Annotated in this window: 21 protein-coding genes; 4 read left to right on the forward strand and 17 right to left on the reverse strand. The window is 72.0% G+C overall.

The genetic code is table 11. The features are described from left to right. Window positions 1-39 precede the first annotated feature (39 nt). The 4 genes from MKD51_RS11910 to MKD51_RS11925 are packed head-to-tail and all read right to left on the reverse strand — an operon-like array spanning window position 40 to window position 4,176. Window positions 40-1,296, reverse strand: coding sequence for an aminotransferase class V-fold PLP-dependent enzyme (locus tag MKD51_RS11910; RefSeq protein WP_240240516.1), 1,257 nt, complete (start codon window positions 1,294-1,296; stop codon window positions 40-42). Continuing rightward, window positions 1,293-2,354 carry a hydrolase gene (locus tag MKD51_RS11915; RefSeq protein ID WP_240240517.1) on the reverse strand — a complete coding sequence of 354 codons (1,062 nt, stop codon included), beginning with the start codon at window positions 2,352-2,354 and terminating at the stop codon, window positions 1,293-1,295. The genes MKD51_RS11910 and MKD51_RS11915 overlap by 4 nt, the downstream gene beginning before the upstream one ends. Then, on the reverse strand, window positions 2,351-3,220 hold the full coding sequence (locus MKD51_RS11920) for a tryptophan 2,3-dioxygenase family protein (RefSeq protein ID WP_240240518.1): 870 nt from the start codon (window positions 3,218-3,220) through the stop codon (window positions 2,351-2,353). Before MKD51_RS11920 ends, MKD51_RS11915 begins: the two co-directional genes overlap by 4 nt. 53 nt (window positions 3,221-3,273) lie before the next feature. Continuing rightward, complete coding sequence (locus MKD51_RS11925; protein WP_240240519.1) at window positions 3,274-4,176, reverse strand: methyltransferase; 903 nt, start codon at window positions 4,174-4,176, stop codon at window positions 3,274-3,276. A 72-nt stretch (window positions 4,177-4,248) separates the two neighbouring features. Between MKD51_RS11925 and MKD51_RS11930 the strand changes: the two genes are divergently transcribed. Next, window positions 4,249-5,559, forward strand: a complete 1,311-nt coding sequence (locus tag MKD51_RS11930) for a M20/M25/M40 family metallo-hydrolase (protein WP_240240520.1) — start codon at window positions 4,249-4,251, stop codon at window positions 5,557-5,559. Window positions 5,560-5,776: 217 nt separating this feature from the next. On the opposite strand, the gene MKD51_RS11935 is transcribed toward MKD51_RS11930, so the two are convergent. The 8 genes from MKD51_RS11935 to truB form a co-directional block, all read right to left on the reverse strand. After that, window positions 5,777-6,706, reverse strand: coding sequence for a cation diffusion facilitator family transporter (locus tag MKD51_RS11935; protein WP_240240521.1), 930 nt, complete (start codon window positions 6,704-6,706; stop codon window positions 5,777-5,779). Window positions 6,707-6,719: 13 nt separating this feature from the next. Further along, window positions 6,720-7,616, reverse strand: a complete 897-nt coding sequence (locus tag MKD51_RS11940; RefSeq protein ID WP_240240522.1) for an aldehyde dehydrogenase family protein — start codon at window positions 7,614-7,616, stop codon at window positions 6,720-6,722. After that, window positions 7,616-9,055: an aldehyde dehydrogenase family protein gene (locus MKD51_RS11945; protein WP_240240523.1), complete on the reverse strand. Its 1,440-nt coding sequence runs from the start codon at window positions 9,053-9,055 to the stop codon at window positions 7,616-7,618. The genes MKD51_RS11940 and MKD51_RS11945 overlap by 1 nt, the downstream gene beginning before the upstream one ends. A gap of 8 nt (window positions 9,056-9,063) precedes the next feature. After that, a complete protein-coding gene (gene deoC / locus MKD51_RS11950; protein ID WP_240240945.1) occupies window positions 9,064-10,080 on the reverse strand; it encodes a deoxyribose-phosphate aldolase in 1,017 nt (338 codons plus the stop codon). Window positions 10,081-10,201: 121 nt separating this feature from the next. Then, complete coding sequence (locus MKD51_RS11955) at window positions 10,202-11,191, reverse strand: bifunctional riboflavin kinase/FAD synthetase (protein WP_240240524.1); 990 nt, start codon at window positions 11,189-11,191, stop codon at window positions 10,202-10,204. After that, window positions 11,188-11,589 (reverse strand): hypothetical protein, encoded by a 402-nt coding sequence (locus tag MKD51_RS11960; RefSeq protein ID WP_240240525.1) that lies wholly within the window; start codon window positions 11,587-11,589, stop codon window positions 11,188-11,190. Before MKD51_RS11960 ends, MKD51_RS11955 begins: the two co-directional genes overlap by 4 nt. A gap of 49 nt (window positions 11,590-11,638) precedes the next feature. Continuing rightward, window positions 11,639-12,010, reverse strand: a complete 372-nt coding sequence (locus tag MKD51_RS11965; RefSeq protein ID WP_240240526.1) for a hypothetical protein — start codon at window positions 12,008-12,010, stop codon at window positions 11,639-11,641. 16 nt (window positions 12,011-12,026) lie between these two features. Then, a complete protein-coding gene (gene truB / locus MKD51_RS11970) occupies window positions 12,027-12,920 on the reverse strand; it encodes a tRNA pseudouridine(55) synthase TruB (RefSeq protein WP_240240527.1) in 894 nt (297 codons plus the stop codon). 33 nt (window positions 12,921-12,953) lie between these two features. Between truB and MKD51_RS11975 the strand changes: the two genes are divergently transcribed. Continuing rightward, window positions 12,954-13,958 (forward strand): 2-dehydropantoate 2-reductase, encoded by a 1,005-nt coding sequence (locus MKD51_RS11975; RefSeq protein WP_240240528.1) that lies wholly within the window; start codon window positions 12,954-12,956, stop codon window positions 13,956-13,958. A gap of 60 nt (window positions 13,959-14,018) precedes the next feature. Here the strand turns inward: MKD51_RS11975 and MKD51_RS11980 are convergent, their stop codons facing one another. Continuing rightward, window positions 14,019-14,720, reverse strand: a complete 702-nt coding sequence (locus tag MKD51_RS11980; protein WP_240240529.1) for a uridine kinase — start codon at window positions 14,718-14,720, stop codon at window positions 14,019-14,021. A 47-nt stretch (window positions 14,721-14,767) separates the two neighbouring features. Then, complete coding sequence (locus MKD51_RS16380; protein ID WP_240240530.1) at window positions 14,768-16,135, reverse strand: DUF418 domain-containing protein; 1,368 nt, start codon at window positions 16,133-16,135, stop codon at window positions 14,768-14,770. A gap of 38 nt (window positions 16,136-16,173) precedes the next feature. Between MKD51_RS16380 and MKD51_RS11990 the strand changes: the two genes are divergently transcribed. Next, entirely contained in the window at window positions 16,174-17,046 is an 873-nt protein-coding gene (locus tag MKD51_RS11990) for an A/G-specific adenine glycosylase (RefSeq protein ID WP_240240531.1), read from the forward strand. A 179-nt stretch (window positions 17,047-17,225) separates the two neighbouring features. Continuing rightward, the gene (locus MKD51_RS11995) at window positions 17,226-18,656 is read left to right on the forward strand and encodes an RNB domain-containing ribonuclease (protein ID WP_240240532.1); all 1,431 of its coding nucleotides are present in this window, start codon (window positions 17,226-17,228) and stop codon (window positions 18,654-18,656) included. An 88-nt stretch (window positions 18,657-18,744) separates the two neighbouring features. On the opposite strand, the gene MKD51_RS12000 is transcribed toward MKD51_RS11995, so the two are convergent. The 3 genes from MKD51_RS12000 to infB all read right to left on the reverse strand — a co-directional run bounded on the left by MKD51_RS12000 (window position 18,745) and on the right by infB (window position 22,466). Next, window positions 18,745-19,206, reverse strand: coding sequence for a hypothetical protein (locus MKD51_RS12000; protein ID WP_240240533.1), 462 nt, complete (start codon window positions 19,204-19,206; stop codon window positions 18,745-18,747). After that, on the reverse strand, window positions 19,206-19,646 hold the full coding sequence (rbfA, locus tag MKD51_RS12005) for a 30S ribosome-binding factor RbfA (RefSeq protein ID WP_240240534.1): 441 nt from the start codon (window positions 19,644-19,646) through the stop codon (window positions 19,206-19,208). The genes MKD51_RS12000 and rbfA overlap by 1 nt, the downstream gene beginning before the upstream one ends. A gap of 66 nt (window positions 19,647-19,712) precedes the next feature. Continuing rightward, window positions 19,713-22,466 (reverse strand): translation initiation factor IF-2, encoded by a 2,754-nt coding sequence (infB, locus tag MKD51_RS12010; RefSeq protein WP_240240535.1) that lies wholly within the window; start codon window positions 22,464-22,466, stop codon window positions 19,713-19,715. Window positions 22,467-22,571 lie beyond the last annotated feature (105 nt).

A 22,571-nucleotide genomic window follows, 5' to 3' on the forward strand; every position in this document is an offset into this window, starting at 1 on the left:
GCTGGGTGGACCCGCGCCACGAGCCTAGCCAAGGGCGCATCACGCCGCGCGCCGCAGCTCCTCGCCGAGCGCGGCGATGCCGAGCTCGACCTCCGCGAATGTCGTCGACAGCGGCGAGAGGCCGATGCGGATGCCGTCGGGAGCGCGGAAGTCGCCGATCACGCCCTGCTCCCAGAGCCGCGCGTTGACGGCGGAGAACGACGGATGCGTGAGCGTCAGATGACTGCCTCGGTGCGGCCCGGCGGGAGGGCTGGCGAGCACGGCGTGCCGACCGTCGACGCGGTGCGGCAGCACGTGCTCGGCGAGCGCGGCCTCCGCGAAGTCGGTGAGCGCGACCGACTTCTCGCGCACCGCGGCGATGCCGACCTGCTCGAGCAGCTCGAGCATCGCCTCGAGGGCGACGGTCGCGAGCACGGGCGGCGTGCCGCTGACGAAGCGGCGCAGGTCGCCCGCCGGTTCGTAGCGCGGGCCCATCGCGAAGACGTCGGCCGCGCCCATCCAGCCCTGGATGGGCTGCGCGAGCTGCCCGTGCAGCCGCTCGGCGACGTAGCCGAAGGCGGGCGAGCCGGGCCCGCCGTTCAGGTACTTGTAGGTGCACCCCACCGCCAGGTCGACGCCGCACGCGTCGAGCTGCGCGGGGATGACGCCCACCGAGTGGCACAGATCCCAGAGCGCCAGGGCGCCCACGGCGTGGGCGGTGGCGGTGATGCCTGCCATGTCGGCGACGAAGCCGGAGCGGTAGGCGACGTGGCTCAGCAGCACGAGCGCCGTGCGCTCGCTCACCGCAGCCTCCACCTGCTCGAGGGTGACGCCGCTCGCGGGGTCTGCGGCGATCCAGCGGATCTCGAGGCCGCGCTCGGCGGCGACGCCCTCGACGATGTAGCGATCGGTCGGGAAGTTGTCGTCATCGATGACGATCTCGCGCCGCGCGGGGTCCGCCGCGAGCTGCGCGTCGACGGCCGCCCGCACCAGCTTGTACAGCAGCACCGTGGTGGAGTCGCCCACGAAGGCCTGCCCCGCAGCAGCGCCCACCAGCGCACCGATGCGATCCCCCAGCGCGTAGGGGCGACGCATCCACTGCTCGTCCCAGGCGCGGATGAGGCGCGTGCCCCAGTCGTCGGCGATGAAGCTGGCGAAGCGCTCTGGGAGCGCGGCGAGCGGGCGGCCGAGCGAGTTGCCGTCCAGGTAGGCGACGACGTCGTCGCTGCGCACGAAGGCGCTGGTGTGGGCGGCGAGCGGGTCGGCGGCGTCGAGCTCGGCGGCCAGGGCGGCGGTGCTGCGGTCGGCGGTGGTCATGCGTCCTCCAGGTCGTACCAGCTGATCGGTCGCGGACGAGGCCTGTGCCGCGGCGGGCCGAGCAGGCTGTCGATGAGCGATGCGTCGTCGTGCACCGCTGCCGAGCAGCTCGTGACCGTCGGCCCAGGTGGCAGCAGCCACTCGGCCAGCAGCGCGTCGACGAGCGCGCTGCCCTCGATGCCCGCCTGCCGCAGGGCGGCGAGCTCATTCGGGTCGAGGTCGAAGCTGGCGATGCCGTTGCCGAGGTCGGTGCCGTAGGCGACCGCTCCCCCGCTGGCAGCGAAGCGCGCCAGGTTGTCGGTGGCGCGCGCGAAGGCGAGCTCGTCGCCGTTGCGGGCGTGCATCGCGAGCGTCGAGATCCAGGTCTGGCTCGCGGCCGCCGCGTGGATGAGGTCGTCGCCGAGCCGCTCCGTCCAGGGCGTGTGCGCGAGCACGTCGACGCCCGCCGCGAGTGCCCGCGCCGCCTGCCCGGCGCCCTGCACGTGGGCCACGAGCGGCAGGCCCGCATCGCGCGCCCCTGCCGCGATGGCGGCGAGCAGCGCGTCGTCGGGCACCGGGCCGGCCTCTGCGTTGAGGGCGACCTTGACGACGGATGCGCCGGCGGCGGCCTGAGCGCGGATCGAGCGCGCCGCGTCGGTCGCGTCGCCGAGCTCGGCGGCAGCACCCGGCGGTGCCCAGCCGCTGCGGGCCGGATAGCCGCCGACCGCCGTGTGCAGCGGCCCGGCGACGCGCACGTCGAGCCCGCGGTGCGCGGCACGCGCCGCGTCCACGATCGCCGGCAGCGCACCCGGTGCCCAGCCGAGATCCAGCACGCGGCCGAGCGCGGTGAATGCGCCGCGCCTCGGGTCCCGACGGCCCACGTCGGTCAGCCCGAGGTGCACATGGGCGTCCGTGATGGGCGGCAGCACAGCGCCCTGGATGCGCGTGCGCACCCGCTGCGGCGTCGCGCCCTCCTGCACCAGACGCATGCCGGTCTCGCTGAGCTCGACCACCGCATCCGACACCCAGTGACCCGCGATGCGCGCCCGCTCGACGAGGGCGATGATCGGCAGGCTCACTCCTTGATCCGCGTGCGCACGGCGTAGAGCTCCGGGAAGAACGTGAGCTCGAGCGCGCGCTTGAGGAAGTCGACGCCGCTCGAGCCGCCGGTGCCGTGCTTCATCCCGATCGTGCGCGTGACGGTGCGGAGGTGCCGGAAGCGCCAGAACTGGAAGTTGTCCTCGAGGTCGACCAGCTCTTCGCAGGCCTCGTAGGCACGCCAGTCCTCGCCGCCATCGGGTCGGCCGGCATCCTCGTAGATCGCCTGGAAGACGGGAACGAGCTCCTCGGTGTAGACGTGCGCCTTCGTGACGTCGCGCTCGAGCAGCGCCCTCGGCACGGCGTGACCGCGGCGGGCGAGGTGCCGCAGGAACTCGTCGTACAGGCTGGGCCGGTGCAGCTCGGCCTCGAGCGCTGCGTGGTCTGCCGGGTTCGACTCGAAGACCTGCAGCATGCGAGCGTGCTTGTTGCCGAGCGCGAACTCGACCATGCGGTACTGCGCGCTCTGGAACCCGGATGCGCTGGCGAGCGAGCCGCGGAACTGCGCGTACTCGGTGGGCGTGAGCGTGGCGAGCACCGACCACTGCTGCGTCAGCACCTCCTGGATGTGCTTGACGCGCGCGATGCGCTTGAGCGCGGCGCCCAGGTCGTCGGCGGCGAGCAGCGCGCGGGCGTCGTCGAGCTCGTGGATGACGAGCTTCAGCCACAGCTCTGTCGTCTGGTGCTGGATGATGAAGAGCAGCTCGTCGTGGTGCTCGGGGCGGCTCTTGGGATGCTGCGAGTCGAGCAGCGTGTCGAGGCCCAGATAGCTGCCGTACGTCATGCGCTCGCTGAGATCGGTGACGATGGTCGACTCGATCTCGCGGGTGTTGTCCTCGACGGGCACGGCGTCTCCTTGCTGCTGGGGCCTCCACGGTAACGCGCGCGGCGGGACGGGCGTCAGCGCATTGCGACGAGCGCGGTCGCGCCGATCTCGTCGTCGCTGCGCAGCTCGACGCTCGAGAAGCCGGAGAGCATGAGGATCTCGGTGGCTCGCTCGATCTGGTGCGGTGCGACCTCGGTGACGAGGATGCCGCCGGTGCGCAGGAGCGCTCCCATCGAGAGCGCGTGCTCGCCCAGCGGCTCGAGCCCGTCCTCGCCGCCGTCGAGCGCGGTCAGCGGCTCCGACTCGAGCGTGCCGTGCGGCAGCAGCTGCAGCTGCGAGGTGGGCACGTAGGGCAGGTTGGCCGCGATGACGTCGAAGGGGGCGGATGCGCTGATGCGGCTCGTGGCGGTCGGCTCGGTCGCGTCGGCAGCGGCGGCTGCGCCTGCGACGCCAGTGGCCGTTGCATCGGCGGCGACCAGCGCGAGGATGCTGCTCGCTCGCACGACCCGCGCTTGGGGAAGGTTGTGCTCGGCGCACGCGACGGCGCGCCGATCGCTATCGACCGCGACCACCTCGATGCCCGGCACCCGGTGCGCCGCGAGCGCCGCGATGGCTCCCGAGCCGCAACCGAAATCGAGCAGGCGCGGCGGTCCTTCGGTGCCGTGCGCGTCGCGCAGCGCACGCAGGTGGTCGGCGACGATCGTCGCGAGCAACACCGTGCGATTGCGCGGGACGAACACGCCGAAGTCGACGTGCACGCTCAGCTCGGCGAACTGCGCACGCTCGACGATGTGCTCGATCCGCTCGCCGTGCACGCGCCGGTCGACCAGGAGCTCGAGGATCTCGGCCGCGTCGCCACGGAGGTCAGGGCCGACGCGCTCCGCGTGCTCATGCAGCACCGCGAGCTCCTCCTCGGCGAACACGCTGCCCGATGCCCGCAGCTGCGCGATCAGCGCATCGTGATCGAGCTCGGGCATCGCTTCGTCTGCCGGCCCCGCCGCTGGTTCGTCGTCGCACGCACCCATCGCTCGCGACGATAGCCTGCGCGCGTGCAGATCGCCGATGACGCTCTCGACCACCTGATCGCGCTCGTCCGCGTGCCCACCGAGGAGCCGTCGCAGCTGCCTGCCTTCCGCGCCGCGCTGGAGGAGCGCTTCTCGCGGCTGTTCGCCGCCCTCGAGGTCGAGACGATCGGCGACACCCTGTTGGCGCGTTGGGCCGGATCGGGCCAGGGTGCGCCGGCGCTGCTGATGGCGCACCAGGATGTCGTGCCCGCCCCCGACGAACCTGACTCGGATGCCGGGTGGACGCATCCGCCCTACTCCGGTCACCGCGACGAGACGCACATCTGGGGCCGCGGCACGCTCGACGACAAGGGCTCGCTCGTGGGCATCTGCGTGGCGATCGAGGCGCTGCTCGAGTCGGGCTTCCGGCCGCAGCGGGATGTGTGGCTCGTGTTCGGGCACGACGAGGAGACGATGGGCACGGGCGCCGCGGAGGCGATCGCCGAGCTCGACCGCCGCGGCGTGCGGCCGGCGTGGGCGCTCGACGAGGGCGGCGCGATCATCGAGCCTCCGATCGCGGGCGTCACGCGCGACGTGGCCGTCGTGGGCGTCGCCGAGAAGGGCTTCGTGAACGTGCGGATGCGCGTGGCGCAGGTGGGCGGGCACGCGTCGACGCCGCCGCTGCTGCCGGCGACCTCGCGGCTGGCGCGGGCGATCCGGCGGCTCGACTTCGCGAGGTGGCCGAGGTCGCTGCCGGAGCCCGCGCTGCGGATGCTCGAGCTGCTGGGCGCCGAGGCCTCTGGCGCGCAGGGCGCGGTGCTGCGCAACGTGCGACGGGCGCGGCCGCTGGTGGAGCGGATCCTTGCGCGCGGCGACGAGACGCGGGCGATGCTGGCGACCACGGCGGTGGTGACGCAGCTGAGCGGGGCGGCGGCGGCGAACGCGCTGGCCGAGGAGGCGAGCGCGTTCGTGAATGCGCGCATCGCTGTGGGCTCGAGCGTCGAGGAGACCGTCGCGCACATGCGGCGCGCGATCGCCGACGATGCGGTCGAGCTCGAGGTGCTGCACGGGCACGGGCCGAGTCCCGAGAGCCCATCCGCGGGTGCGGGCTGGGACGCCATCGAGGCGGCGATCGCACGGGCGCGGCCCGATGTGCTGACGGTGCCGTACGTGGTGCTCGGCGGCACCGACGGGCGACATGCCTACCGCATCACCGACCGCGTCTACCGCTTCGCGCCGTTCGAGATGACCCGCGAGGAACGGCTCACCCTGCACGCGCGCGACGAGCGCATCCGCATCGACACCTGGCTGGCCGGGTGCCGCTGGTATGCGGACCTGATCGAGCGCAACTGCTGAGCCTCGAACCGGCCTGCTGACCCGCGCGTCACCGCAAGATCTCGGATGCTGGGAGCCTCCGGTTGGATAATCCAGCCGGCAGTGCTGAGAAGCTGAAATCCTCCGGGCGCTTCGGCAGTTGTACGCCTGAGCGGGTGGTCGAGCGCGATATGCAGCCGACCCACCGCTCAGGCGCACATCTGCCGAGGGTCGGGGCCCAGGCGGGTGGGTGCGGCGGTCAGGCGTGCGTCTGCGGCTCGTGGGCCGCGTGGCCGGGCGGCTCGAGCTGGAAGGTCGCGTGCTCGAGCGCGAGCGGGAAGTGCTCGGCGGCGCACTCCTGCAGGGCGTCGAGGATGCGCGGCGCGTGCCCGTCTGCGAAGCAGCGCGGCTCGACGACCACGTGCGCCGTCAGCTGGTGCAGCCCGGTGCCGAGCGTCGAGGCGTGCAGGTCGTGCACGCCCACGACGTGCTCGATCTCGAGCAGGTGCGCTCGCACGTCGTCGAGGTCGAGCTCCTCCGGCGCCGACTCGAGCAGGATGCGTCCGGTGTCCCGCAGCAGCACGATCGAGCGCGGCACGATGAGCGCCGCCACGAGCGCGCTCGCGATCAGGTCGGCCTGTTGGAAGCCCCAGAGCCAGATCGCGACGGCCGCGGCGATCACCGCGATCGAGCCGATCGCGTCGTTGAGCACCTCGAGGAACGCCGCGCGCATGTTGAGGCTCGCTCCCCTGCCGCCGGCGAGCACGGCGAGCGAGACGAGGTTGCCGGCGAGTCCCACGATGCCGAACACCAGCAGCAGCGGCCCCGGCACGTCGGTCGGCTCGCCGAGCCGGCGCACGCCCTCGATCACCACGACGAGCGCCACGACCAGCAGCGCGGCAGCCTGCGCCGCGGCCGCGAGCACCTCGACGCGCACGAGCCCCCAGGTGCGGCGCCCCTTCGGCGGGCGCCGCAGCAGCCACTGCGCCGTCAGCGCGACGCCGAGCCCCGCGACATCCGTGAGCATGTGCACGGTGTCGACCAGCAGCGCGAGCGAGCCGGTGAGGATCGAACCGACGATCTGGGCGAGCAGCAGCACCGCGGTGATGCCGAACGCGACGGCGATGCGCACGGTGCTCGACGCATCCGCGTGCCCTGCACCGTGCGCGTGCGCGTGACCTCCCGACATCGTGACCGCGGCGCTACAGGCGCGACTTCGTGTGCCAGACCGTCTTCGTCTCGGTGAGGGCGAGGATGCGCTGCGGCGTCTCGGGCGGCAGGCCCGGCTCCGGGCGGATGACGCGCTTGAGCGTGTCGGCGGCGATCTGCTCGAGCTCGACCCAGTCGAGGTCGCCCGCGCCCGTGAGATCGAGCGCGTTGACATCGGCGTGGCCCGCGAGCCACGGCGCCAGCTCTGCCGGGTCACCGGTGAGCACGTTGACGACGCCGCCCGGCAGATCGCTGGTGGCGAGCACCTCGCCGAGCGAGATCGCCGAGAGGGGCGCGGATGCGGCGGGCACCACGACGACGGCGTTGCCGGTGACGAGCGCGGGGGCGATCACCGAGGTGAGGCCCAGCAGCGCGCTCGACTGCGGCGCGACGATCGCGACGACGCCCGTGGGCTCCGGCACCGAGAGGTTGAAGTAGGGGCCGGCGACCGGGTTGGCGTTGCCGCCGATCTGGGCGATCTTGTCGGTCCAGCCCGCGTGCCACACCCACAGGTCGATGGCGTCCTCGACCTGCGTGAGCGCACGAGCGGCCGTGAGGCCCTCGGTCAGCCGCAGCTCGTCGACGAACTGCGCCTTCCTGCCCTCGAGCACCTCGGCGACGCGGTAGAGCACCTGGCCGCGGTTGTAGGCGGTCGCACCCGCCCAGCCCGACTGCGCCTTGCGGGCGGCGCGCACGGCGTCACGCGCATCCTTGCGCGAGGCCTTCGCGACGTTCGCGACGAAGCGGCCTCGCGCATCCGTCACCTCGGTCACGCGGCCCGACTCGGAGCGCGGGAAGGCGCCGCCGATGAAGAGCTTGTAGGTCTTCGGCACGTCGAGGCGGCTGCTTGTGCGGGTCGCGGCCTTGGTCTGCGTCTTCGTGGTCGCCATCACTTGCCTGCCTTCAGGTATGCCTGCATGCCCTGGCGGCCGCCCTCGCGGCCGTAGCCCGACTCCTTGTAGCCGCCGAAGGGGCTCGTCGGGTCGAACTTGTTGAACGTGTTCGTCCAGACCACGCCGGCGCGCAGCTTGTCGGCGACGGCGAGCGCACGGCTGCCCTTGTCGGTCCAGACGCCTGCCGAGAGGCCGTATGGGCTGTTGTTGGCCTTCGCGATCGCCTCGTCGGGCGTGCGGAAGGTGAGCACCGACAGCACTGGCCCGAAGATCTCCTCGCGGGCGATCGTCGACGACGCCTCGACGCCGGTGACCACGGTGGGCACGAACCAATAGCCCTCCTTGGGCAGCTCGCACGCGGGGCTCCATGCCTCCCCACCCTCGGCGATGCCGGTCGCCACGAGGCGCGTGATGCGCTCGAGCTGCTCGGAGGAGTTGATGGCGCCGACGTCGGTGTTCTTGTCGAGCGGGTCGCCGACGCGCAGGGTCGACATGCGCTCCTTGAGGCGATCCATGACCTCGTCGTGGATGCTCTCCTGCACCAGCAGTCGGCTGCCGGCGCAGCAGACCTGGCCCTGGTTGAAGAAGATGCCGTCGACGATGCCCTCGATGGCCTGGTCGAGCGGGGCGTCGTCGAAGACGATGTTGGCGCCCTTGCCGCCGAGCTCGAGGGTGAGCTTCTTCTCCGTGCCGGCGAGCGCCTTGGCGATCTCGCGGCCGACGGCGGTCGAGCCCGTGAAGGCGACCTTGTCGACATCCGGGTGGCGCACGAGCGCCGCGCCCGTCTCGCCCGCGCCGGTGACGAGGTTGACGACGCCGGCGGGCAGGCCCGCCTGCTCGCAGATCTCGGCGAACAGCATGGCGGTCAGCGGCGTCGTCTCGGCGGGCTTCAGCACCACGGTGTTGCCGGCCGCGAGCGCCGGTGCGACCTTCCACGACAGCATGAGCAGCGGGAAGTTCCACGGAATGACCTGCGCGGCGACGCCGTGCGGCTGCGGATTGGCGCCCAGGCCCACCCAGTCGAGCTTGTCGGCCCAGCCCGCGCAGTGGAAGAACCACTGGGCGACGAGCGGCACATCGGCGTCGCGCGTCTCCCTGATCGGCTTGCCGTTGTCGAGCGACTCGGCGACGGCGAGCTCGCGGGCGCGCTCCTGCAGGATGCGCGCGATGCGGAAGAGGTACTTGCCGCGGTCGCGGCCCGACATCGGGCCCCACGTCTCACGGAAGGCCGTGCGCGCTGCCCGCACCGCCGCATCCACGTCGCCCTCGTCGGCGCTCGAGAAGGTGGCGATCTGCTGCTCGGTCGACGGGGAGATGGAGGCGAAGCGCTCGCCGCCGCCTGCCACCCACTCGCCACCGATGAAGAGGCTGTAGTCGTCGCGGAGGCTGAGGATGGAGGTCGACTCGGGGGCCGGCGCGTATTCGAGGAAAGTCATGGCGTGCCTCAGTCGATCGTCACGTAGTCGGGGCCGGAGTAGCGGCCGGTGGTGAGCTTCTGGCGCTGCAGCAGCACGTCGTTCAGGAGGCTGGATGCGCCGAATCGGAACAGGTGCGGGTCGAGCCAGGCCTCGCCGCAGGTCTCTGCGACCGCGATGAGGTACTTGATGGCGTCCTTCGAGGTGGAGATGCCGCCGGCGGGCTTCACGCCGATGCGCTCCCCCGTCAGTCGCTCCCAGTCGCGCACGACCTGCAGCATCAGAGTGGTCACCGGCAGCGTCGCGGCCGGCTGCACCTTGCCGGTGGAGGTCTTGATGAAGTCGCCGCCGGCGAGGATCGAGAGCCAGGAGGCGCGGCGCACGTTGTCGTAGGTGACGAGCTCGCCGGTCTCGAGGATGACCTTGAGGTGGGCGTAGGTGCCGTCGTCGCGGCGGCAGGCGTCCTTGGTCTGCACGATCTCGTCGAAGACCTTGCCGTAGTTGCCCTCGAGGAAGGCGCCGCGGTCGATCACCATGTCGATCTCGTCGGCGCCGGCGGCGACGGCGTCGCGGGTGTCCTGCAGCTTGACGGTGATGCTGGCGCGGCCGGACGGGAAGGCGGTGGCGACGGCGGCCACGTTGATGCCGTCGTCCTTGCCGGCGCTCCAGGCCGAGCCCAGCGCCGCGACTGCGTTGCCGACCATGTCGCCGTAGACGCACACGGCGGCGGGCCGCGGGGTCGAGGGGTCGGATGCGTCGGGCACGAGTGCCTTCGCCACCAGCGAGCGCACCTTGCCTCGGGTGTCGGAGCCCTGCAGCGTCGTGAGGTCGATCATGCGGATGACCAGGTCGAGCGCGGCCGCCTTGGAGGTGGTCTTGATGGAGCGGGTGCCGAACTTGGCAGCACGAGCCTCGAGCCCGACGGCGTCGACGGTCGGCAGGCCCTCGAGGTGCCGGCGGAGCGCGACCTCGGAGAGGTCGCCGCCGAGCAGCTGGACGGCGCGCTCTGCGGGAGCGAGCGCTTGACTGGATGTGGTCACGCTGATCCTTCTGCTGAAGCTGCGGTGCGGGTCTCCGCCAGGTGGTTCGCGGCTTGCTGGTGCAGGGCAGTCTACCGAGCCCGGTCGAGCGGCGCGGAAGGCGCTCTCGGAGCGGCGACGCGCGCGCTCAGGCCTCGGCGGCGAGCAGCGGGGCGATCGTCTCGCGCGTGACCTCGACGTCGCGATGCATCTGCGCGATGAGCTGGTCGAGCCCCTCGAAGCGGTGCATGGGGCGCACGAAGTCGACCAGCTCGAGTGCGATCGGCCGGTCGTAGAGATCGAGGTCGACGTCGAGCAGGTAGGCCTCGACGGTCTTGGCCTGCACGCCGTCGAAGGTGGGGTTGTCGCCGATCGAGACGGCGGCGGCGAAGGTGCCGGCGTCGACGTGCGCGACGCCTGCGTAGACGCCGTCGGCGGGGATGAAGCCCTCGACGGGAGCGCCCAGGTTGGCGGTCGGGAAGCCGAGCGCGCGGCCGCGCTGGAAGCCGCGCACGACGTCGCCGCGCAGCAGGTGGCGGCGGCCGAGCATCTCGTTCGCCTCGCGGATGCGGCCCAGGTCGAGGGCCTCGCGGATCCAGGTGGAGGAGACACGGCGGCCGTCGGTGAAGCAGATGTCGTCGATCGACTCGACGCGCACGTCGCGCGGCTCGGCGAGCTCGCGCAGCAGCTCCGGCGTGCCCGCACCCCGGAAGCCGAAGCGGAAGTCGTCGCCGACCAACAGCACGCGGGCACCCAGGCCGTCGAAGAGCACGCGGGTGGCGAACTCGTCTGCGGGCTGCGCCGCCGCCGCCTTGGTGAACGGGATCACGATGACGCGGTCGGCGCCTGCGGCGGCGAGCAGCTCGAGCTTGTGATCGAGCGAGACGAGGGGCAGCGGCGCAACGTCGGGCCGCACGACCTCGAGCGGATTGCGGTCGAAGGTGACGACGGTGGTCGCCAGGCCCTGCGGCTCGGCGATCGCGCGAAGCTGCTCGATGATGCGCTGGTGGCCGATGTGCACGCCGTCGAACTTGCCGATGGTGACGGCGCTCGGAACGGCCTCGAGCTCGTCGATCCAGTGCATGGGGTCAGCCGGCGCCGCGTCAGCGGGCACGGGGTCGGGGATGCGCGCGCTCATGCGGCGACCCGCTCGCGGCTGGCGCGCAGCCACCACAGGCCGAGGAACGGCAGCACCGCGGGGATGAAGAGGTACCCCATCCCGAATCGGCTCCAGACGGTGTCGTGCGCGAAGAGCTCCGGAGAGACCAGCGAGAGCGTGCCGACCACGACGACGCCGACCAGCTCGAAGCAGACGGCGGCGAGCGCCACTGCGCGGGCTGCGTCGCTGCGCATCGCGAGCGCGACGGTCGCCACGATGTAGACGACGGCGGCCACAGCGCTCAGCGCGTAGGCGAAGGGCGCCTCGTCGAAGCGCTGGACGATCTGCACTAACGAGCGGCCCGTCGCTGCCAGCGCCAGCACCGCGTACACCGCGATGAGGACGCGTCCGATCCCTGCATGCCTGCGCTCGCTCACTCGGTCGATTCTAGTCCGCCGGCTGAGTGCGAGCCGCCCGGGGCGGTCGCTACGCCACCTGCACGAACCAGATCTGATGCATCCGGTACACCATCACGGCGCAGGCGAGCATGCCGATGCCCACCACGAGCGTGGCCCACTCACCCTTCTTGTCGATGAGCGCCCACAGCACGGCGGCGGGCGGGATGAGGAGGGCCGAGATCAGGTAGACCCAGTACTCCAGCAGATCGCCGGTGGGGCCGGCGCCCGCGAAGGGCGCGATGAACGAGGCCACGGCCTGCACGACGAGCGTCAGCAGCACGAGCGCGGCCGCGCCGAGCACCCAGTCGTTGAAGGGCTTGCGCAGCAGCCCCACGATCGCGATGCCCAGTCCGATCGCCGCGAGCGCGATGGCCTGCGCGATCATGAGCCAGTCGATCACTCGTCCTCCAGGATGCTCACGCGGTCGGGAAGTTCGTCACCGGCAGCAGGCGGTTGCCCGAGACCCGAGCGATGCCGATGAGCCGCTCGCCGTGGATGGCGGCGACGATGCCCTCCTCACCCTCGAGCGACGCCGTCCGGCGGCCGTGCGTGAGGTTCGCGGTGCGCTCGTCGTCGAGCTGCGCGACGGGCAGGATGCGCGCGGCGGCCCGGGCGGGCGGCAGCAGCAGCTCGGCGGCGCCCTCCTGGGGCAGCGCGTCGGCGATGGGCGCGCCGTCGACCTCGAAGGGGCCGACCCGGGTGCGCCGCAGCGCCGTCAGGTGCCCACCGACGCCGAGCGCGGCGCCCAGGTCGCGCGCGAGGGCCCGGATGTAGGTGCCGCTCGAGCAGTCGATCACGACGTCGACCTCGGCGCGCTCGCCTGCCCGGAACGCGAGCACGTCGAAGCGGGCGACGGTCACGGGGCGGGGCTTGAGCTCGACCTGCTCCCCCGCCCGCACCAGGTTGTAGGCCCGCTCGCCGTCGACCTTGATGGCGCTGACGGCGCTCGGCACCTGCTCGATGTCGCCCGTGAGGGCCGCGATCGGCGCCGTGAGGTCTGCGCCCGACAGGTGCGACGCATCCGCTGCCGTCGTCTCCTCGCCCTCGGCGTCGTCGGTGGTCGTGGCGGCGCCGAGCGCGATGGTCGCCGTGTACGTCTTGTCGAGGCCGACCATGTGCGTGAGCAGGCGCGTGGAGGGGCCGATGCCCAGGATCAGCAGGCCCGTCGCCATCGGGTCGAGCGTGCCTGCGTGGCCGACCTTGCGGGTGCCGAGCGCCTTGCGCGCGCGACTCACGGCGGTGTGGCTCGTGATGCCCTGCGGCTTGTCGACGAGCAGGATGCCGTCGGGGCTGGAGGAGGCTGCTGGCACCCTGCGAGCCTAGCGGCGGCTAGCCTGGCGGGCATGACGCCGACCAGCGAAGAGCACCCTGCACGGCAGCGCATCGCGGTGATCGGGGCGGGCGCGATCGGCGGCGTGATCGCGGCTCGGCTGGATGCGGTGGGTCACGACGTGACCGTGACCGCGCGGGGCGAGAACCTCGAGGCGATCCGCGAGCACGGCCTGCGCATCAAGGGCGGCTTCGGCGCCCACACCGCGCCCGTGACGGCGCTCGAGACGCTGACCCAGGCACCCGATGCGGCGATCCTGGCGGTGAAGGCGACCGGCGCGGTCGAGGCGCTCGAGGCGAACAGGGACGCGCTCGAGGGCGTGCCGCTGCTGGTGGTGCAGAACGGGCTGGGAGGCGAGCGAGCCGCGGCTCGGATGCTGGGTCACGAGCGGGTCGCCGGCGGCATCGCGCTCATGGCGGCGAACTCGCTCGAGCCCGGCATCGTGACGGTGACGGCGGCCGGCGACACCATCGTGGGCGGCGCGGAGGGGGCGCGATTCGCCGCGCTGCTCGGTGAGGCGCTGCCGACGAGCGAGACGCCATCGATCGAGGGCGCGCAGTGGACGAAGCTGCTCATCAACATGGTCAACGCCATCCCGGCGATCATCGGGCACTCGGTGCAGGACGTCATCAGCGACCGCGGGCTGCGGCACGTCCTGCTCGCCTCGATGCGGGAGACGGCCAGCATCGGGCTCGCTGCCGGCGTGCGATTCCAGCCGCTACAGGGGCTCACTCCCCTGCTCGTGCGGGTCGTCGCCTTCGCGCCGCGGCGCATCGCCGAGCAGGTGCCGCTGCGCATCAGGGCGAGGCTCGGCGACGTGCCGAACCAGGGTTCGACGCAGCAGTCGATCCGACGCGGTCAGCCGACCGAGGTGGATGCGATCAACGGGGCCGTGGTGGCCGAGGCGGCGCGGATCGGGCGTGAGGCGCCGGTGAACGCTGCGCTGGTCGAGCTCGTGCACGAGGTGGAGCGGAGCGGGCAGTTCCTGGCGCCGAGCGTGGTGCGGGGGTTGGCGTGACGGGGTCTCGTGACGCGTACGACCTGCGGTCGTGCGCTCCTCGACCTACGGCGGGGACGCTCAGCAGGAATCGGCGAACGATTGGAAGGGCTTGCGCCAGTCGGTGTTGTCGACGATGAAGGTGGCCGTGCGGCGCGGGCTCGACGTGCGCTCGTAGTGGTCGTGCGCCTCGCGGTAGCGGGCATGCGAGGCGTGATTGACGTCCGGATGCGCGCCATCTCGGGCGCGCATCCGCTCACCGCGCACCCGATCCTCCGCCTCGAGGTAGATGACCGAGTGCCACTTGCCCGCCAGCGCAGGACGCTGCAGGAACACGCCGTCGACGATCAGCACCGCATCCGGGCCCGCGCTCTGCCACTCCATCTCGACCGATGCATCCCTGCGCAAGTCGAACGCTCGAGTCATGAAGCCCGTGGAGCCACCCATGCGGAAGGGGTGCAGCAGCACGCGGTCGAGCAGCTCGATGTCGAAGGCGTCCTCGTAGTAGCCCTTCGACGAGTCGCGGCCCTGCCGGTAGCGGAACGCCTGCGCGCGATGGAAGTCGTCGACGCTCGCGCGGAACGCCTCGACACCGGCGCGCGCGAAGGCGACCTGCAGCGCATCCGCGAACTGCGTCTTGCCCGCGCCGTCGCGCCCCTCGACGGCGACCAGTCTGCGGCCGCTGGGGTTGCGCCGCACCATCAGCTCGGCCAGCCGCGTGTAGAGCTCCTTCTGCTCGGGCGTCCACGAGGCCGCCCGCATGAGGAGTGCGCTGTCTGCCATGCCGCCAGCCTAGGCCGCGCAGCGCGGCACCCGCATGCCGTTCGCCGTCAGCCGACCGGCGTCGGTGCGGCGACCGTGCGCTTGCCGTAGGAGAGCTTGCGCAGCAGCGTCTCGGCGGGGCCGCGCTTGCCGCGCAGGTCGAGCAGGAGCGCGACCACGGCGGTCACCAGCCAGACGCCGATCGCGAGGCCGGCTGCACCGAGCGGCGTGAGCGTGGCGCCCAGGCCGAAGCCCCACGCCGCGAGCAGCGGCGCGAACAGCACCGACTGCAGCAGATAGCTCGAGAGCGAGCGCTTGCCGACGGCGGTGATGGTGCGCGTGACGATGCCGCGAGGTCGTGCCTCACCGCGCCTGGCGATCGCCGCGGCGATGAGCCCGAAGAGCGCGGCGTAGCCGATGCCGCCCGCGACGCCTGCGAGCCCGGTGATGCCCATCGTCGCGAAGGAGACGGCCGGGTCGAACAGCACTCCGGCGAATTGCAGCGCCGCGACAGCGCCGCCGGCCCAGCCGATCAGGATGCCGCCGATCGCGATGCGCGTGAGCAGCGCGCGGTGCTCCTGCGGTCGGTCGAGCAGGCCGCGACGGGCCGCGAGGATGCCCAGCACGACGGCGAGTGGCACGGTGAGCATGATGATCTGCCCGGGCGTCACCAGGAGCCAGGTGCCGAGGCTCGCGGCCATGAAGATCAGGTAGCTCGATTCGGCGGCCACCGCCGGGAGGCTGGAGCCGGCGAACAGCGAAGGATCCCCGATGGCACCGGAGCCGAGCACCAAGCCGCTGATGAGCCCCATCACACCGGCCACCCCGAGCAGCCCGGCCATGATCCAGGCGACGACGGCGAGCGTGCGGTCGGATCGCCGCAGCAGCAGCCAGGCCACGAGGAGCCCGACGAGCCCGTAGGCGCCGACGATGTCGCCGAACCACAGCAGCAGCGCGTGCACCGCACCGAACGCGACCATCCAGCCGTGCCGGATCTGCAGCACCCGGCGGGCCTCCCGCCAAGGCGTGCCGGCGGCCGCCTGCCTGCTGTACATCTGCCAGATGCCGTAGCCGAACAGGAACGCGAAGAGCGGATAGGCCCGGCCGTCGATCGCGACGAGCGAGAACAGCTGGTAGCCGAGGTCGGCGCCCTCGTAGCCGATGCCGTGCGCGTTCGTGACGCCGTGCTCTGCGGCATAGACCCACCAGGGCACGTTCGCGAGAGCGATGAGCAGCAGCATGAGCCCGCGCGCGAGATCGGGCGCGAGGCTGCGGCCCTTCGCGGCGGTGGCGGCCGCGGCGTGATCGACCTCGGCCTCGAGCGGTGCCCACTGCTGCTGCTGCTGCTGGACGTGCGGCTGCGCCGCCGGTTGCTCCTGCCCCTCGAACGATCCTGGGAGGTACGGCTGCGGGAACGGCGGCTGAGGGTCGGTCACCCGCTCGACGCTACCGAGCGGCCGTCTACGCTGGCTGGATGCTCGGTGAACAGCCGCTGAACGCGCTCGCGGCCTGGTACCGCGAGAGCGCCCGCGACCTCCCGTGGCGCCGCCCGGAGTTCGACGCGTGGGGCACGCTCGTGAGCGAGATCATGCTGCAGCAGACGCAGGCGGCCCGCGTCGCGGTCGAGATCGACCGCTGGCTCCAACGCTGGCCGACCGCCGCCGACCTCGCCGATGCCCCAACCCACGAGGTGCTGCGGCAGTGGGGCACGTTGGGCTATCCGCGTCGCGCGCTGCGACTGCAGGACACCGCCCGCGCCATCGTCGAGCTGCACGGCGGTCTCGTGCCGAGAGACGTGGATGCGCTGCTCGCGCTCCCGGGGATCGGCGACTACACGGCGCGGGCCGTCGCGGTCTTCCACTACGGCGACCGCCACCCGGTGGTCGATACCAACGTGCGCCGCGTCGTCGCGCGCGCGGTGCACGGGCAGGGCGAGGCGGGGCCTGCCAAGCGGCGCGACCTGAGCGACGTCGACGCGCTGCTTCCCGCAGACGCGACCGCGGCATCCGTCGTCTCCATCGCCCTGATGGAGCTCGGGGCACTCGTCTGCACCGCGCAGCGACCGGCCTGCGAGGCGTGCCCGATCGCCGATGCGTGCGCGTGGCGTGCGACGGGCTACCCGGCCTACGAGGGCAAGCGGGCGCCACGGCAGTCGAGCTTCGCCGGCAGTGACCGGCAGGCTCGCGGCACGGTGCTGCGGGCACTGCGGGCCGTCGACCTGCCGCTCACGGAGGCGGTGCTCGCGCCGCTGTGGCCCGACGCCGAGCAGCTCGAGCGGGCCATCGCCTCGCTGGCGGCCGACGGCCTGATCGTGCGCGACGACGGCTCGGTGCGGCTGCCCGACTGACGCCCTCTGTGCGCCGGGCCCAGGCCGGGGCCACAACGCAAGCCGGAGTGTCGCGTTCAGCGGGCCCTGCCGGCACGATCACCGATTGGTCCGCTCGGTGGCGATCTGTGGCTTGCGTTGTGCGAGCGGATGCGGCGGATGCGGCGGACAGGGAGGCGAGCGGGCATAGGTTGGGGCGCATGCCGGCACGACACCAGCGACTGACCCAGACGGCCGAGAAGGCGCAGCCCACCGACGAGCTCACTGCGGCGCTCGCGGCGATCAGGCAGGAGCTCGAGCTGACGCCCGAGTTCCCACCGGAGGCAGAGGCCGAGGCCGCCGCGTTCGCCGCCGATCCGCAGCTGCCCGAGGCCGACCAGACGGGCATCGAGCTCGTCACGATCGACCCGCGCGGCTCCACCGACCTCGACCAGGCGCTCCACATCGAGCGCGCCGGCGATGGCTTCACGGTGCGGTACGCGATCGCCGACGTGCCCGCCTTCGTCTCCCCCGGCGGCGCGATCGACGTCGAAGCCCGCAGGCGCGGCCAGACGATGTACGCGCCCGACGGCCGGGTGCCGCTGCATCCGCCGATCGTGAGCGAGGGCGCCGCGAGCCTGCTGGCAGAGCAGGAGCGCGCCGCCTACGTGTGGACGATGCAGCTGGATGCGGCCGGCGACGTCACCGGGACGGCGCTCGAGCGCGCGCGGGTGCGCTCGCGCGAGCAGCTCACCTATGACGAGGCGCAGCAGCGCATCGACGCGGGCGACGCCATGCTGGGCCTGCTCAAGGAGGTCGGCGAGCTGCGGATCGCGCTCGAGGAGGCGCGCGAGGGGGCGAGCCTCGACATGCCCGAGGAGCAGATCGCCAAGGAGGGCGAGCACTACGTCATCGAGCGGCGCGTGCTGCTGCCGGTGGAGCGCTGGAACGCGCAGATCTCGCTCATGACCGGCATGGAGGCGGCGAACCTGATGCTCAGCGTCAAGCGCGGCATCCTGCGCACCATGCCCCAGCCGCCGGAGGGCGACGTCAACCGCTTCCGCAAGGAGGTGCGCGCGATCGGCGAGGAGTGGGCGGCTGGCGAGCACTACGGCGCATTCCTGCGCCGCCTCGACCGCGAGAAGCCGACGACGCTCGCCATCCTGCAGGCCGCGAGGCGGCTGTTCCGCGGCGCCTCCTACAAGGTGCTCGACGACAGCTCAGACCCCGCGCGGCTCGAGCAGGCGGCGATCGGTGCGGCCTACGCGCACACGACGGCGCCGCTGCGCAGGCTCGTCGACCGCTACGTGCTCGTGCACTGCGAGGCGATCGCGAACGGTCGCGAGATCCCGCAGTGGGCGGCGGATGGGCTTCAGGGGCTACCCGAGATCATGCAGTCCTCTGGGCAGCTGGCCGGCAGGCTGGAGCGCGAGTCGATCGACGCGGTCGAGATCGCGGTGCTGCGCGAGCGCATCGGCGAGCAGTTCGACGCGGTGGTCGTCGAGACCCGCAAGGAGGGCGCGACCATCCAGCTGATCGACCCGCCCACCGAGGCGGCGTGCGACACGCAGGCGGAGCCGGGCGAGCGCATCAGGGTGCGCCTCACGGAGGCCGACCTCGCAACCCGAGCGCTGCGCTTCTCTCAGGCCTGACGCGGCCCGGCCCGCCAGGTGTGCACGGCACTGCGGCTCTGAGAAGCGCGAAGCCTCAGATCCCTGCACAACTGTCGGCGTGGCGCGGTCAGCTGCAGAGCTGCGCGTCCTCGGTCGGCAGCGCCAGCGCGGTCCGCACCTCGCGGTCGAGAGCGGCGCGCGCGTCGAGGTCCGGTCGGGCGATGCCCCGAGCTGCGGTGGCGGTGGGTGCATCGGCGACCTCCAGCACCCAGCTGAGCTCGGCCGCGAACGCCTCGTCGACCCGCCACACCGCCTCAGCACCTGCCGGCCAGACGTGCTGCTCGGAGATCGTGAGCGCGCGCCCCGAGAGCAGCTGGGCGCGTGCTCGCGCCGCTTCGAAGATGTCGTCCGTGTCACCGGACGCCAGCGCCGCGTCGAGGGTGCCGTCGGTCTCGATGATGCGGCAGATCGCCGACCGATAGGCGTCGCCCGCCTGCTCCGCTGTCAGCTCGATCTGCCCGTCAGTTGCACTGGCGCAGCCGCCGACCGCGATCACCAACGCGATCGCGGCAACGGCACGCCCGCGCATCAGTCCTCGTCGTCCTCAAGCTCGCGCGGCTTGCGGTACGGGTCGGCGTCGCCGGCGTACTGCGCGCTCTCGTGCGCCTTCTGCGTCTCGAGGTCGCGCACGCGCGCCTCGTCGAGCAGGTGCTCGATGGTCGTCGCGTTCTCAGGCAGCGCGTCGAGGAAGAACTCGATCGATGGCGTGAGGCGCAGGCTGAGGCCCTTGCCGATCTCTCGCCGCACGAGGCCCTTCGCGCTCGAGAGCGCCGTCGCGGTGTCCTCGCGCTCCTCATCGGTGCCGTACACCGTGTAGAAGATCGACGCGTGCTGCAGGTCACCCGTGACCCGCACATCCGTGACCGTCACGAAGCCCAGCCGGGGATCCTTGACCTCGCGCTCGAGCGCGTTGACCGTGATCTCGCGGATCCGGTCGGCGATCTTCCTGGCCCTTGGGTTCTCGCCCATGTCGTTCCTCCTTGGTTCTTCAGACGAGTATGGGGCGACCGAAGCCGCCCCATACCAACCGTGCGATCAGACGCGCGGCTTCTCGACCATCTCGATGGTCTCGATCTCGTCGCCGGGCTGCAGGTCGTTGAACTTGCCGAGCCCGATGCCGCACTCGAAGTCCGTCTTCACCTCGGTGACGTCGTCCTTGAAGCGACGCAGCGACTCGATGGCCAGGCCATCGGCCAGCACGACGCCGTCGCGGATGACGCGGGCCTTCGCGTTGCGGGTGATCGTGCCGGAGCGGACGATGCAGCCTGCGATGTTGCCGAACTTCGACGAGCGGAAGACCTCGCGGATCTCCGCCACGCCCGACTGGACCTCTTCGAACTCAGGCTTGAGCATGCCCTTGAGCGAGTTCTCGATGTCATCGATCGCACCGTAGATGACGTTGTAGAACCGGATGTCGACACCCTCGCGGGCGGCGCGCTCACGGGCCTTCGGGTCTGGACGGACGTTGAAGCCGATGATGACGGCGTTGTCGACCGTCGCCAGGTTCACGTCGGACTCGGTGACGGCACCGACGCCGCGGTGGATGATCCGCAGGTCGACGGTGTCGTCCACCTCGATCTTCAGGAGCGACTCCTCGAGCGCCTCGACGGCACCCGACACGTCGCCCTTGATGATGAGGTTGAGCGTCTCGACCTTGCCCTGCTCGAGCGCGGTCTTGAAGTCCTCGAGCGAGAGGCGCTTGCGCGCCTTGGCCAGCTGGGCGTTGCGCTCGACGGCCTCACGCTTCTCAGCGATCTGGCGGGCGGTGCGATCCTCATCCGTGGAGATGAAGGTGTCACCGGCGCGGGGAACGCTCGAGAGGCCCTGCACCTGCACGGGCATCGAAGGACCGGCCTCCTCGACCAGCTCGCCACGGTCGTCGACCATCGCGCGGACGCGGCCATAGGCCGTGCCTGCCACGATCGCGTCGCCGACGCGGAGCGTTCCGGACTGGATGAGCACGGTCGCCATCGAGCCGCGGCCCTTGTCGAGCCTCGCCTCGATCGCCACGCCGCGCGCCACCTTGTTCGGGTTCGCACGCAGGTCGAGACCGGCGTCGGCCGTGAGCAGCACGGCCTCCAGGAGATCCTCGATACCGGTGCGAGCGAGCGCCGAGACGTCGACGAACATCGTGTCGCCGCCGTACTCCTCGGTGACGAGGCCGTACTCGGTGAGCTGCTGACGCACCTTCGCCGGGTTCGCGCCCTCCTTGTCGACCTTGTTCACTGCGACCACGATCGGCACGCCTGCGGCCTGCGCGTGGTTCAGCGCCTCGATCGTCTGCGGCATGATGCCGTCGTCGGCCGCGACCACCAGGATCGCGATGTCGGTCACCTGCGCACCACGAGCACGCATGGCGGTGAACGCCTCGTGACCAGGGGTGTCGATGAAGGTGATCGCGCGGTCCTCGCCCTCGTGCTCCTGCCAGACCTGGTAGGCGCCGATGTGCTGGGTGATGCCGCCGGCCTCGCCGTCGATGACGTTCGCGCCACGGATGGCGTCGAGCAGACGGGTCTTGCCGTGGTCGACGTGACCCATGACCGTGACGACCGGCGAGCGGTACTCGAGATCCTCATCCGTCTCGTCCTCGAGCTCCTGCGCGAGGTCGATGTCGAAGCCCTCCAGGAGCTCCTTGTCCTCGTCCTCGGGGCTGACGATCTGGATGCGGTAGCCGAGCTCCTCACCGAGCAGCTCGAAGGTGGTCTCGTCGAGCGACTCCGTCGCCGTCGCCATCTCACCGAGGTGGAACAGCACGGTCACGAGGTCGCCGGGGCTCGCATCGATCTTCTCTGCGAAGTCGGCAATCGATGCACCGCGGCGCATGCGGACGATGGTCGTGCCATCACCGCGGCGAACCTTCACGCCACCGATCGACGGCGCCTCCCGCATCTCGAACTCGAGACGCTTCGTGCGCTTCGACTTGCGCGACTTGCCCTTGGCGCCGCCCTTGCCGAACGCGCCGGCAGTGCCGCCGCGACCACGGCCGCCACCACGGCCCGCGAATGCGGGGCCGCCGCGACCGGGAGCGCCACGGCTGGGCGCGCCCTGGCCGGGACGCTGGAAGCCACCGGGGCCACCACCGGCGCCGCCCGGACGGCCTGCGCCGCCACCGCGGGGACCGCCGGGGCCACCGGGGCGCGGAGCGCCGGGACGGGGAGCACCGGGGCGCGGAGCACCGGGGCGCGGTGCCGCCGGATGCGGGGCGCCGCCCTGCTTGGCAGTGAACGGGTTGTTGCCGCCGCGCGGACGACCCATGCCCTGGCTGGAGGCGAAGGGGTTGTTGCCGGGCCGGGGCGCGCCGGGGCGCGCCATCGGACGCGGGATGGCGTTGGGGGTCGCCGCGGAGCCGTCGCCCTCGGTCTTCGGCGTCTCGGCAGGTGCCTGCTGCTGCGCTGCCGCGGGGGCCGGGGCAGCGTCGGGCGCAGCGGGAGCCGCCTCGGCGGCGGGCTTCGCAGCCGGTGCCGGCGCGGGAGCCGCTGCGGACTCGGCCGGAGCCGGAGTCGGAGCCGCGTCGGGCTTGGCAGCCGGCGCGGGCTTGCGTGCAGCGGGCGACTTGGGGGACGCCTGGGCAGGCGTCTTGGCGGGGGCCTTGTCGGCCTCCTTGGGTGCAGCCGCTCCGCCGCTGAGGCCTTCAGCCTCGAGGGCGGCCTTGAGCTTGCGGGCGACCGGGGGCGCGACCGCCGAGGCGGGTCCCTTGACGAACTCGCCCATCTCCTTGAGCTTGGCCAGAGCGACCTTGCTCTCGACGCCGACTTCGGCGGCGATCTCGTGAACGCGTGGGTTTGCCACATCTCTCCTGTCCTGGTCCACCCAGAACAGGGCGGACGTCAATAGCTGACGGGTCTCATTTCGAGCTGCTCATCAGTTGTCCATGTGCGTTTCGTTCCTTCGGTC

Source organism: Agrococcus sp. ARC_14 (assembly GCF_022436485.1).
Taxonomy (GTDB): Bacteria; Actinomycetota; Actinomycetes; order Actinomycetales; family Microbacteriaceae; genus Agrococcus.